A 12,605-nucleotide genomic window follows, 5' to 3' on the forward strand; every position below is an offset into this window, starting at 1 on the left:
CCTCAGACCGGCTGAGTGGCCAGCTGACGAATCATATCGATATGGGGAATGCCGTCCTCCAGATATTCCTCCGAGGTTTTGGCGAAACCGAAGGATTCGTAGAAGCGTCGCAGATGCGCCTGTGCGGAAAGCGCGATGGGATTTGCCTGAAAGAGCTTTTCACAGGCGGCGATCGATTCTTTCATCAATGCGTCGCCAAGGCGCTTGCCGCGATGAGCAGGCGAGACGACGACACGACCGATCTTAACGGGATCGCGCAGATCGTGCGGCTTCAGAATGCGGACGGAGGCCAGAAGTTCTCCTCGCTCCATGAGCCGCAGGTGCAGGGCGTCGATATCCTTGCCGTCGAGTTCCGGATAGGGGCAGTTCTGCTCGACGACGAAGACATCGACCCGCATTCTCAGGAGATCGTAGAGCTCCCGCGCGGAGAGCTCATCGAGACCCTTGAGATCGGCCGTATAGGCAACAGCAGCCATTAATAGAGGACCACGCTGCGGATGCTCTTGCCGGAATGCATGAGCTCGAAGCCTTCGTTGATCTTTTCGAGCGGCATGGTGTGGGTGATCATCGGATCGATCTGGATCTTACCCTCCATGTACCAGTCGACGATCTTCGGCACGTCGGTGCGGCCGCGGGCGCCGCCGAAGGCCGTGCCCATCCAGGTGCGGCCGGTGACGAGCTGGAACGGACGGGTGGAGATTTCCTGGCCGGCACCGGCAACGCCGATGATGACAGACTTGCCCCAGCCGCGGTGGCTGGCTTCCAGCGCCTGACGCATGACCTTGGTGTTGCCCGTGCAGTCGAATGTGTAGTCGGCGCCGCCGATCTGGTCTGCGCCGCGCTTGGTCATGTTGACGAGGTAGGGAACGATATCGGATCCGACTTCGGACGGATTGACGAAATGCGTCATACCGAAGCGTTCGCCCCATGCCTTCTTGTCGTTGTTCAAGTCGACGCCGATGATCATGTCGGCGCCGGCAAGTTTCAGGCCTTGAATAACGTTGAGGCCGATGCCGCCGAGGCCGAAGACGATGGCCGTGGCACCGATCTCGACCTTGGCCGTGTTGATAACGGCGCCGATGCCGGTCGTGACACCGCAACCGATGTAGCAGATCTTGTCGAAGGGGGCGTCCGGATTGACCTTGGCGACGGCTATCTCCGGCAGAACTGTGTAATTGGCGAAGGTCGAGCAGCCCATATAGTGGTGGATCTTGTCCTTGCCGATCGAGAAACGCGAGGTTCCGTCCGGCATGAGGCCCTGACCCTGCGTCGAACGGATCGCCGTGCAGAGATTGGTTTTGCGCGACAGGCAGGACGGGCATTCGCGGCATTCCGGCGTGTAGAGCGGAATGACGTGGTCGCCCTTCTTCACCGAAGTGACGCCCGGACCAACATCGACGACGATGCCGGCACCTTCATGACCGAGAATCGCCGGGAAGAGACCTTCCGGATCGGCACCTGACAGGGTGAAATCGTCGGTGTGGCAGATGCCCGTCGCCTTGACCTCGATCAGCACTTCGCCGGCCTTCGGGCCTTCGAGCTGAACGGTCATAACCTCGAGCGGTTTTCCTGCCTGAACGGCAACGGCGGCGCGAACATCCATCTTAGATCTCCTCGTGATTTGTGAGCGCGACTCTTGCACGCTCCGCGAGGAGGGCTCAAGGGGAAAAAACCTCAGGCGAATTCCATGATGACGGCATCGACGGCGAGGCTCTCGCCGGGGGCGGCCTTGATCTTGCCGACAACGAGGTCGCGCTCGGCGCGCAGCACGTTTTCCATCTTCATAGCTTCGACGACGGCAAGCGTTTCGCCGGCTTTGACCTCCTGACCTTCGCCGACCGCAATCGAGACGACGAGGCCGGGCATGGGGCAGAGCAAGAGCTTGGAAGTGTCCGGCGGCAACTTGACGGGCATCAGGCGATCAAGCTCGGCATGACGAGGCGTAAAGACACGCGCCTTGACCGACAGGCCCTGCCAGTCGATGCGCAGACCATTCAGGATCGGACGGATCTGCGCCGTTACCTGTCGGCTGGCGATCCTGCCGTGCCAGACCGTATCCCCGGGTCTCCAGTCGGTGATAACGGTTTCCGCGCGGCCGCCGACTTCCATTTCCATCTCGAAAGGAATGGTGACGAGGCCATCGACCAGCTTCACCGGCACATAGCTGCTGCCGAGCTTGACGATCCATTCTTCACGCAGCGGGCCAATCGAGTGGCGCAGGCGATCGGCGAAACCTTCACGCCTCACAGTATCGATGAGGGAGCAGGACAGCGCGATCGCAGCAAGGACTGCTTCTTCCGAGCCATCGGGCGCCATTGGCGCAAAACCGTCCGGATATTCCTCCGCGATAAAGCCGGTGGAGAGACGACCTTCGCGCCAGCGCGGATGTTTCATCAGCGCCGAGAGGAAGGGAACGTTATGTTCGATGCCATCGACGACGAAAGCATCGAGCGCCTGGCCCATGGCCTCCACAGCCTGCAGGCGGCTCGGCGCCCAAGTGCAGAGCTTGGCGATCATCGGGTCGTAATACATCGAGATTTCGGCGCCTTCGAAGACGCCGGTATCGTTGCGGATGATCACATCGCCGTCGCGGCCTTCCGCCGGCGGGCGGTAGCGCGTCAACCGGCCGATCGAGGGCAGGAAGTTGCGATAGGGATCTTCCGCATAGAGGCGGCTCTCGATCGCCCAGCCATTCAGCCTGATGTCCTTCTGAACGAAGGGCAGCTTTTCGCCGGCAGCGACGCGGATCATCTGCTCGACAAGGTCGATGCCGGTCACCAGCTCCGTCACCGGATGCTCGACCTGCAGGCGGGTGTTCATTTCCAGGAAATAGAAATTACGGTCGCGGTCGACGATGAATTCCACCGTGCCGGCGCTCTGGTAGTCGACGGCCTTTGCCAGCGCCACTGACTGTTCGCCCATGGCGGCGCGCGTCTTCTCGTCAAGGAAGGGCGAGGGCGCTTCCTCGGCGACTTTCTGATTTCGCCTCTGGATGGAACATTCACGCTCGCCGAGGTAGACGACATTGCCGTGCGCATCCGCCAGAACCTGGATTTCGATATGGCGCGGATCGACGACATATTTCTCGATGAAGACACGGTCGTCGCCGAAGGAGCTTTTAGCTTCCGAGCGGGCCCGGTCAAAACCATCACGCACTTCCGCCTCATTCCAGGCAATGCGCATGCCCTTGCCGCCACCGCCGGCCGATGCCTTGATCATCACGGGATAGCCGATTTCGGCGGCGATCTTTTCGGCATGAACAGCATCTTCGATCACACCGAGATAGCCGGGCACGGTCGAAACCCTCGCGGCGTTGGCAAATTTCTTCGATTCGATCTTGTCGCCCATTGCCGTGATCGCCTTGGGCTTCGGGCCGATGAAGATGATGCCTTCCTTCTCCAGCGCCTCACAAAAGGAGGCGCGTTCCGACAGGAAGCCATAGCCGGGATGCACGGCTTCGGCGCCGGTCTGCTTGCAGGCTGCTATGATCTTGTCGGCGACGAGATAACTTTCGGCAGCGGGTGCCGGGCCAATATGGATTGCCTCATCGGCCATCTCGACATGCAGCGCATCCCGATCCGCATCGGAATAGACCGCAACGGTGGCAATGCCCATGCGGCGCGCGGTTTTGATCACGCGGCAGGCAATCTCGCCGCGATTCGCGATCAGGATTTTCTTGAACATCGAGACTCCACCCAGGAAATGCGTTCCGGAGTTTTACGCATAAAAAGCCGGAACGCACAATTGGGTTGAAGAATCATGCAACTGCGACAGCAAAAGGTTCTTCGTCGATGATGCGCAACCAGCGGCTTCGCCTCGGCTGGGCATAATCTCTGAGTTCGATCGCGGCCATGATCTCCCCCCAGCGCTGATGATTGGTGTTGGGCTGGGTTGCCGCCTCGATGCGTTGCAGGACGCCGTATTCGACCGGCGAGATCCCAATGATGCCACCTTCGCTGACGCTTCTTAGAACCCTCATGACATACTCCACGTCCTGCCGCGTGATGCTCTTGCGGTCGGCGGCACGGGTCAGCCTGTAGCCGCCGATATCCTCAGACAGCGCCAGGCGCAGTTGGTCGAGCGCCAGCGCCCGAAGTTCGTCGGGGACGTAGGCGGACAGTTCCATGACATGCAGGATGAGCTCGAGCTCGAGGGCGGAATTGACGACGCCGTCAGTTGTGAACATGCGCATGATCCACGCGACATTGATCTCGTCCAGCGAGCCCTGAGGATAGGTGTAGTCAACGATGAAGCCTGCCAGCTGTTCAACGAAGAACGTGTTCCATTCGGAGCATTTTTCTGGGCAGGAATTATTGAGCGCCAACATCACCACGACATGATCGGAAGTCCGGATTCCCTCCGGAAAGGTGTGTTTGCGCAACAGAACAATGTCTTCGGCCGTCAGCCGATGCTTCCCGGCGATGACGCATGCCGGAAAAGCGAGACGGAACTCACTCATGTTTTATCTCCAGACTTCCTCATGAAGCCGGAATTGGTTCTATCGATCCCGAATTGAAGATCTCTCAAGAAGCAGGGTTAACTGCGGATGCGGCATTTCACGCGGATTTTAATGATCGCGCCTGCACCCGCTCGCGCCAGATGATGAAAAGGCCGGACGCGACAATGATCGCGATGCCGATCCATTTGGAGACATTGGGGAAATCGCCGAACAGGGCGTAACCCAGTACGGTTGCCGAGATGATTTCGAAATATTGGAACGGTGCCAACAACGAGAGCGGCGCCAACCGGAAAGCCTTAACGACCAGCATGTGTGCATAGCCCGAAATCGTCCCAAGGATCAGCAGCAGGACAAGGCCGAGCCACGAGGCGGGTAGGGAGGGCGTGAAGTCGGCACTGCCGAGACTGCTTCCGACAAACAGTGCGCCCGCCATGAAGATCGTACCGCCAATGCCGGACATGGTTTGCATCGTGAGCGGCGAATCCGCCACGCCAATGGCACGGTTCAGGAACAAATAAAGTGAGAAGAGGAAAGCGCAGAAGACCGGCAGCAGCGCCTTCAGGCCGAAAATCTCATAGCTCGGCTGGATGACGATCATGGCGCCCCCGAAGCCGACGACGATCGCCATCCAACGCCGCCAGCCGACCTTGTCGCCCAGAAACAGCGCCGAGAGCGCCGTCAGCATGAAAGGCTCGACGAAATATATGGCGAAGACATCGGCGAGCGGCATGTATTTAACCGCGACGAAGAAGAGCAGGCTGGCTGCGCCATGCAGCGCGCCACGCAGAAGATTCATCCACGGACGCTTGGCCGACATCGCCTGCATGCCGAACAAGGCAAAAAGGATCGGCAGAGTGCAGACGAGCTGGAAGAAGAAGCGGTAAAAAGTTACCTGCCCCGGCGACATGCCCTCGAAGGTCGCCATATATTTGGCAATCGCATCCATCGTCGGCAGGATGGCCATGGCGCCGGCCATGATGGCCATGCCCTGGAGCGGATTCTGGGTGGAGGGAGATTCGGACATGACGGCTGCTTTTTGCGGGTGATGTCATCAACCACAGGACATTCAGCGGATCAAGGCCAGCAATCAGGGACAGTGCGCTCTCTCGTTGACAGTTTGCCCGAAGACTTCTTCGAAAGCGGCGCGCAGGCGAATATCGGCATCAGCCATCGTCACCAGCAGACCGAGATCGACGAGGCTGGTGACACCATAGGCCGAGATGCCGCAGGGCACGATGCCGTTGAAATGATCGAGATCTGGATCAACGTTCAGCGACAAGCCATGGAAGGTCACCCATTTACGCAAGCGGATGCCGAGGGCGGCGATCTTGTCTTCCGCCATTGTGCCATCGGGCAGAATTGGTCTTTCCGGTCGTCGGACCCAGACGCCGACGCGATCCTCGCGGCGCTCGCCACGCACATTCATCGAATCCAGCGTGCGGATGATGACCTCTTCGAGGGCGGCCACGAAGGCGCGCACATCCTGCCTCCGGCGCTTCAGATCGAGCATGACATAGGCGACGCGCTGGCCAGGACCATGGTAGGTATATTCGCCGCCGCGGCCGGTGGCAAAAACTGGAAAGCGATCCGGCTGGACGAGATCCTTCGCATCGGCGCTAGTGCCGGCCGTATAAAGCGGCGGGTGTTCCAGCAGCCAGACGAGCTCGTCACCGCCTTCGGCGATATCGGCCACTTCCCGCTCCATCGTCTCCACCGCTCCCTCATAGGGAACGAGTCCATCCGAGATGCGCCAGCGCACGGGGTGAGAGCCGAGTTTCGGGAGCATGGAGAAATCGAGATCGGTGCGTAGCATGGCAGTCCTTGGCGCCCTCACGCAGAGAAATGAAAGCGAGGCGCGGGCTTCTATATGGACTCGGGCGAAGTGCTATTCAAATGCCCTATCGCCAAATACAGGAGGGATCCATTGTCGCGACACGCCCGCCAATGATCGCTACCGAGGCAACACCTTAGTTTTGAAAAGAAAAAACCCGCCGAAGCGGGTTTCTTGGTGCGGTCGAGAAGACTCGAACTTCCACGGGTTGCCCCACAGCGACCTCAACGCTGCGCGTCTACCAATTCCGCCACGACCGCATCGTGGTAGGGCCGATTTGCGTCGGCGAGGCAGCATGTAGCAAAAGCCTCAGACGGACACAAGCGCGATATGACAGTTTTTTTTAAAAGCCTGTCGGAGGTGTGTACGACCCCCCACGGGACATTGAATTTGCAAGGGAAAATCGGAATTCCCAAGAGAAAAGGGCCGGAAGCCGGCCCTTTTCCGATCAGTCAATGTGTTGCGCGGCATGCTTCGGTGCGGGTTGCACCGCTATCGGCGCCTTTTTGGTGGGAGCCCTTGGGGCCGATCATGCTGTGGCAATCCGGCAGCGGCTTGATGCTGGCAGTTGCGGTAGTATCGACCTTCGCAGGCTTGGCCATCGCCGACGGCGCGAAACCATCGCTGTCATTCGTATAGTCGCTGGAATAGGCCGGGGGCGTCACATGAGCCGGATAGTGAACGGGTTTCGACGGGGCGACCGGTGTCTGGTAGAGGCCATCGCCGTTGTTGGAATAGTCGTCCGTATATTTCGGCTGTGCAAAAGCGGCACTTGCCATGCTGGTGGCAAAGAGGGCGGCGGCGACCGCGAATTTCATGTGCATGGGTCTATCTCCTCAATCTGTTGTTGAATTCAACAACGCAAAACCCACCCTCGGCAAAAGCAAGTCGGCGCCCTAAATAGGGCGATTTTGTGAGAAGGATGGCAGACAGCTTGCGGCGTTTTGTCCAAATGAAATCACATATTTGTCAATATTCTTGAGGAGTTGGTGACTTTAGCCGGCGAGTTAATACCCTGAGATTTCGACACTTTCGCCAAGGTTACAAATCTGCAATCTTTAATTGATTAACTATTTTTAACTTTAGAGACCTCGAAGCCGGAAAGCAGGACGCTTCCCGGCCTTAGAATGTGGCAATTTCGTGTTTTGCCTCAATCCTCATTCGGAATTTGCCTCAATCCTCATTCGGAATATGGGCATCGACGCCGGTCACCTCCAGGCGGTTTCGAACATGATGGACACCGTCCACAGACAAGGCACTAAGTTCGACTTTGCGCGCGATGCCGATCGTCTCGACGGAACCCTCCAGCGTCACGATGTGGCCATTGGCATGAACTTCGACACTGTTGATATCCACATCGGGTATATTTTCCAGATTGTCATGCACGCGGGCTTCGAGCTCGTCGCTTTCATCGCGGTCAATCGTATCCGGTTGGAGCGAATCCTTCAGGCGATTTTCATTGCCGTCCTCGTCCGTTCCGTCGATGCGGAAACCGCTATTGCGGTCGCGATCGAAATTGGCCGAGGTTTCGCCATAAGCTCGGTTTTCGCTGTCCGCAGCCTTCGCGCCGCTGCCGTCGGCGTAGGGCCAGCCATCGTCCAGATTGCGTTCCTCGAAGTCGCGATAGTCCTCTTCGCGGGAACGCGAGGACTTGTCTTTGTTTCCGGGCATTGCCGTCTCCTTCCAGCTTTTCATTCTGCAAGGCAAACGCCGGAAGGATGCTGTTGGTTCGCCGATAGTAGCTATGTCTTCAGCTTTTCGCCTTTTCCCATTTCCGGATCAGTCGATCCCGCTTCAACCGGGACAGCCGCTGCAGCCAGAAAACGCCGTCGAGTTGGTCGACCTCGTGCTGGATACAGATGGCGAGGAAGCCGGAGGCGTCTTCTTCGTGCCGATGGCCTCTCATATCCTGATAGCAGAAGCGGATCGCTTTTGGTCTCGTTACCTCATCCGTCGCGCCCGGCATGGAGACGCTGCCCTCCACGTGAACCATTGTCTCGCCGGAAAACCATGTAATCTCGGGATTGGCATAGATGCGCACGCCATCGGCCTTGTCGAGTTCCAGCACCGTCAGCCGCTCGAAGACGCCGATATGGGCAGCAGTGATGCCGACGCCAGGCGCGGCGCGCATCGTCTGCAGCAGGTCGTCGGCAAGGTCCGACAGGGCCGAATCGAATGAAGTTACCGGTGCGCAGACTGTCTTCAAGCCAGGATGCGGATAACGGAGAATCGGGCGGATCGGCACAGCAAAGCTTCCTTTCGACAGATAGCAGCGGAAACTATAGCCGACCACAGGCATTGTCATCAGATGGGACGGGTTTGCGCTTTACGGCAGAGGCGCTTTCCGCTAGCAGATCGATCAGCGATTCCGGCCGCGCAAGGGCCGCGTGGAATTCGCTTATCCGCTTGTTGACAATGCATTTTCGGCCGACATTTTCGAATGCGGCTCGATAGTCTTTGAAATCAAATAGGGATGCGAGGGCGGCATATGACGACGACCGACACCGAAGACCGCAATCGCAAACGTCCGGCAGACGAAGACGTCGATATCTATAACGAAGACGGCAATGTGCGCAGCGATTTCCTGGCACGCCTTGGTGCCGCGATTGCCGACCGCGATACACTGTTTCTTCGCCAGAACGTCGCGCGCCTGCACGAATCCGAAATAGGCGACCTCCTGGAATCGCTCCAGCCGGATCAGCGCCTGGCACTGGTGCGCCTGCTCGGCGACGATTTCGATATGACGGCGCTGACGGAAGTGGACGAGACGATCCGCAGAGAGATCGTCGACCAGCTCCCGAACGAGCAGATCGCGGCGGCCATCGGAGAACTGGATTCGGATGACGCCGTCTACATTCTGGAAGACCTGGACCAGGAAGACCGCGAAGAGATCCTTGCGCAGCTGCCGTTCACGGAGCGGGTCCGCCTTCGCCGCGCTCTTGATTACCCCGAAAGCTCGGCCGGCCGCCGTATGCAGACGGAATTCGTCGCTGTGCCGCCATTTTGGACAGTCGGACAGACCATCGACTACATGCGCGACGAAGAAGACCTGCCGTACTCCTTTTCGCAGATCTTCGTCATCGACCCGACCTTCAAACTGCTCGGTGCAGTCGATCTCGACCAGATCCTTCGCACCAAGCGGCAGACGAAGATCGAAGCCATTATGCGGGAAACGAACCATCCTATCCCCGCCGAGATGGACCAGGAAGAGGCCGCCCAGCTCTTCGAACAATACGACCTTCTTTCCGCAGCCGTCGTCGACGAGAACGAACGGCTGGTCGGCGTGCTCACTATCGACGACGTGGTCGACGTGATCCATGAAGAAGCGGATGAGGATATCAAACGACTCGGTGGCGTCGGCGACGAAGAGCTGTCCGACAATGTGATCTCGACGGTGCGCTCGCGCTTCCTCTGGCTTCTGATCAATCTCGGCACAGCAATGTTGTCCGCCAGTGTCATTGGCCTCTTCGACGGCTCGATCGAGAAGATGATTGCGCTAGCGGTACTGATGCCGATCGTCGCCTCCATGGGCGGTAATGCCGGCACGCAGACGATGACCGTGACGGTACGTGCGCTCGCGACACGCGACCTCGATATCTACAATGCCGGCCGCATCATCCGAAGAGAGGCTGGCGTCGGCATTCTGAACGGCATCCTGTTTGCCATGCTGCTCGGCGCGATCGCCGGCACGTGGTTCCACAACTACCAGCTTGGGGTTGTCATCGGCGCGGCGATGATCATCAATCTGATGGCCGCTGCTCTTGCGGGCATCCTGCTGCCGCTGTTGCTCGACAAGATGGGGGCGGACCCGGCGATCGCCTCGTCAGTCTTCGTCACGACCGTGACCGATTGCACAGGTTTCTTCGCCTTTCTTGGCATCGCGACATGGTGGTTCGGTATCTGAACAGATGCCGAAATTGACTATTACGTAAAAGTCAATATTATGCCGGTTCGATGACGGGGATGAAATGCTGTTGAACAAATACTATACCATAACGGAGCTGACGCGCGAATTCGGAGTGTCAACGCGCACGCTTCGCTTCTATGAAGATGAGGGGCTGATCCAGCCGGAGCGCCGCGGACGCACGCGTCTGTTCCGTCCCGCTGATCGGCGTCTCATTCAGGAGATCCTTCGTGGCAGGCGTATCGGCTTCACCATTGCCGAGATTCGCGAAATCATTCAGGTCTACAAGGAGCCGCCGGGCGAACTCGGCCAGCTCAAGCTTCTGATGAAGCGTGTCGACGAAAAACGCGAGGATCTGCGCCAGAAGCGCAAGGATATCGACGAGACGATCGCCGAGCTCGACAACATCGAAGAGGCCTGCCTCGGTCGTCTTGCAGAAATCGGCGTTACCACCTGATATCATTGCGGCTGGGGCTGCGGTTCAGACTGCGGCGCCGGCTCGATCTTCGCGCTACACTCGCTGGCAAGAGCCATGATCCGCTCATCATCCGCCTTGACCTCACCTGCCTGAAACGGGGTAAACAGCTGCTGCGCTTGCAACTGATCGAGTGTGCACTGGCAGAAGCTCCGGCAAAGCGCTTCGCCCTGTTCGACCGTGCACGACGTATTGCACTGGCGCAGGTAGGTCGCGACCGGATCCGGCTTCGGCGGCGCGATGACGAAGGTCAGGCCGTAAGCGATGGCGATCAGCACCGGCTGGTGGATGAGGTAGAAGGCGAGGCTGCGGCGTCCGAGCCATGCAAACCATGTTCCGCCTGTACCAAATGCAGCGAGCCGATGCGGCAGGCTCGTGCGGAAGGCCAGCCGTGCAAGGCTCATGCCCAGGAAGAAGGGCGTCGCCCAGGGGAAGAGCGGCACAAAGTCATTCGACCGGTCGGGCGTCGCAGCAAAGCCGAGCCAGGCCAGATATTTCGGGTCGAGAAGGTGCGAATCGAGTACGCCCGGCATGACGAAGGTATCGGCTATCCAGCCGACGAGCAGTGCCAGCGTGACGAGCAGCGTTACCGGCAAAGGCAGGCGCAGGAAGACCACGCCGATCAGGCTCAGAGCCGCGATGGCGTGCAGAATGCCGAAATAGATCCATTCTCCGGGCACAAGATAAAGCGTCGCGGCTGAGATCACCGCGGCGGCAGCCGCGATCATCCCGAAACGCTTCCAGAAGGATGGCCAGCGAATCTCCGGACGGCTGGCAAGCACGAGGCTGACGCCGACGATGAAGAGGAAGGTGGTGGCGATCGCCCGGGCATAGATCTTCAGCCAGCCGGTCTCGGCTGTCCCGGGCGGAAAATAACCCATGAACTCCAGGTCCCAGCTGAAATGGTAGGTGGCCATGGCAATGAGTGCTGTGCCCCGCGCCGTATCCACGAGCCCGATACGCGGTGCTTTTTCGTAAGCCGTCGCTTGCGTTGTCAGCAATGTCATTCACAGTCCCCCGGACAATTCGTCACCGTCACTCGTCGGCGGCTTGTCGCGCTGAACAACGGAAAGGTGCAGATTGGGCGGCGGATTCGCATCCATGATGGCGAGCCGGGCTTCCGAAAAAAATTGCCGGCGGGTGAGGACGAAAACAACAATGGCCGTCGTACCCATAAAAACATAGGGGTTGATGAACCAGCCGAGATAGCCGATCGACAGGAAAATCGCCCTGAGGCCCTCGTTGAAATGACCGCCGGCGATGACGTTCATGCGGATGACACGCTCGGCCGCCCGCTCCGCAGCAATGATATCCTTCTCAGAGTCATGCACCATCGGAATACCGCCGAAGAGAATGGTGCAATAGTTGAAAAGGCGATAGGACCAACCGAATTTGAAGAACGCATAGCCGAAGAGAGCCGCCAGGCCACCGACCTTCATTTCAAAGGCCGCATGGCCGCTATGAAAGACGAAAGGCAAATCGGCAAAGACCGCATCCACCTTTTCGGTCGCACCGAGCAACGCAAAACAGCTGCCGATCGCGAAGATGGACGTCGATGCGAAAAAGGCGGTGCCGTTCTGCAGCCCGGCCATGATCTGGGTGTCGATCATCTTCAGATCGCGGCGCAGGGAATTATATATCCATTCGCGACGCCGCTCCGCCATGGCGTGCGTGAGGCTCGTGCGCCCGAAGAAGGTCTGGCCGTGCAGCAGCCACGAATAGCCCATCCAGATAAAGATAAAGAAGGCAAGCGCGATATAATCCGCCGTCGTCATCATCAGCGAGTCAGTTCCCGTATAAACGCGGCCACTCTACAGATGCGTTCGAATGCTGCAATGACCGGCAAGATGAGAATTACTGGCACGTGGCCGCACTTCGAATGTCGCACCGGTTCAAGGCGATGTCGGTCCGCCACGCGGATGCCGAACCGGGCTCG

Annotated in this window: 13 protein-coding genes and 1 tRNA gene; 2 read left to right on the forward strand and 12 right to left on the reverse strand. The window is 58.8% G+C overall.

What is annotated here, in order from left to right; all coding sequences use genetic code 11:
- Positions 1-2: 2 nt before the first annotated feature.
- From FHX15_RS11405 to FHX15_RS11450, 10 genes are all read right to left on the reverse strand, one after another.
- Positions 3-476, reverse strand: coding sequence for a GNAT family N-acetyltransferase (locus FHX15_RS11405; protein WP_184396923.1), 474 nt, complete (start codon positions 474-476; stop codon positions 3-5).
- On the reverse strand, positions 476-1,603 hold the full coding sequence (locus tag FHX15_RS11410; RefSeq protein ID WP_184396925.1) for an S-(hydroxymethyl)glutathione dehydrogenase/class III alcohol dehydrogenase: 1,128 nt from the start codon (positions 1,601-1,603) through the stop codon (positions 476-478). The genes FHX15_RS11405 and FHX15_RS11410 overlap by 1 nt, the downstream gene beginning before the upstream one ends.
- A 71-nt stretch (positions 1,604-1,674) precedes the next feature.
- Positions 1,675-3,684 (reverse strand): acetyl/propionyl/methylcrotonyl-CoA carboxylase subunit alpha, encoded by a 2,010-nt coding sequence (locus FHX15_RS11415; RefSeq protein WP_184396927.1) that lies wholly within the window; start codon positions 3,682-3,684, stop codon positions 1,675-1,677.
- Between the two features lie 73 nt (positions 3,685-3,757).
- The gene (locus tag FHX15_RS11420; RefSeq protein ID WP_184396929.1) at positions 3,758-4,459 is read right to left on the reverse strand and encodes a hypothetical protein; all 702 of its coding nucleotides are present in this window, start codon (positions 4,457-4,459) and stop codon (positions 3,758-3,760) included.
- Positions 4,460-4,556: 97 nt separating this feature from the next.
- Complete coding sequence (locus tag FHX15_RS11425; RefSeq protein ID WP_184396931.1) at positions 4,557-5,483, reverse strand: DMT family transporter; 927 nt, start codon at positions 5,481-5,483, stop codon at positions 4,557-4,559.
- Positions 5,484-5,546: 63 nt separating this feature from the next.
- Positions 5,547-6,272 (reverse strand): lipoyl(octanoyl) transferase LipB, encoded by a 726-nt coding sequence (lipB, locus tag FHX15_RS11430; RefSeq protein ID WP_184396933.1) that lies wholly within the window; start codon positions 6,270-6,272, stop codon positions 5,547-5,549.
- A 193-nt stretch (positions 6,273-6,465) separates the two neighbouring features.
- Positions 6,466-6,550: transfer RNA gene (locus FHX15_RS11435), tRNA-Leu, on the reverse strand.
- 192 nt (positions 6,551-6,742) lie between these two features.
- Positions 6,743-7,114, reverse strand: a complete 372-nt coding sequence (locus FHX15_RS11440) for a hypothetical protein (RefSeq protein WP_184396935.1) — start codon at positions 7,112-7,114, stop codon at positions 6,743-6,745.
- A gap of 349 nt (positions 7,115-7,463) precedes the next feature.
- On the reverse strand, positions 7,464-7,961 hold the full coding sequence (locus FHX15_RS11445; RefSeq protein ID WP_184396937.1) for a BON domain-containing protein: 498 nt from the start codon (positions 7,959-7,961) through the stop codon (positions 7,464-7,466).
- Between the two features lie 79 nt (positions 7,962-8,040).
- On the reverse strand, positions 8,041-8,535 hold the full coding sequence (locus tag FHX15_RS11450; protein WP_184396939.1) for a peptide deformylase: 495 nt from the start codon (positions 8,533-8,535) through the stop codon (positions 8,041-8,043).
- Positions 8,536-8,778: 243 nt separating this feature from the next.
- Here FHX15_RS11450 and mgtE point away from each other — a divergent pair, with 243 nt between their 5' ends.
- Both mgtE and FHX15_RS11460 read left to right on the forward strand, forming a co-directional pair.
- On the forward strand, positions 8,779-10,194 hold the full coding sequence (mgtE, locus tag FHX15_RS11455) for a magnesium transporter (RefSeq protein WP_184396941.1): 1,416 nt from the start codon (positions 8,779-8,781) through the stop codon (positions 10,192-10,194).
- 64 nt (positions 10,195-10,258) lie between these two features.
- On the forward strand, positions 10,259-10,651 hold the full coding sequence (locus tag FHX15_RS11460; protein ID WP_184396943.1) for a MerR family DNA-binding transcriptional regulator: 393 nt from the start codon (positions 10,259-10,261) through the stop codon (positions 10,649-10,651).
- 2 nt (positions 10,652-10,653) lie between these two features.
- Here FHX15_RS11460 and FHX15_RS11465 read toward each other — a convergent pair whose 3' ends face one another.
- Positions 10,654-11,676, reverse strand: a complete 1,023-nt coding sequence (locus tag FHX15_RS11465; protein ID WP_184396945.1) for a heparan-alpha-glucosaminide N-acetyltransferase — start codon at positions 11,674-11,676, stop codon at positions 10,654-10,656.
- Positions 11,677-12,444, reverse strand: coding sequence for a DUF599 domain-containing protein (locus FHX15_RS11470; protein ID WP_184397189.1), 768 nt, complete (start codon positions 12,442-12,444; stop codon positions 11,677-11,679).
- Positions 12,445-12,605: the final 161 nt, after the last annotated feature.

The sequence above is a fragment of the Rhizobium sp. BK650 genome (genome assembly GCF_014195325.1).
Classification (GTDB): Bacteria; Pseudomonadota; Alphaproteobacteria; order Rhizobiales; family Rhizobiaceae; genus Rhizobium.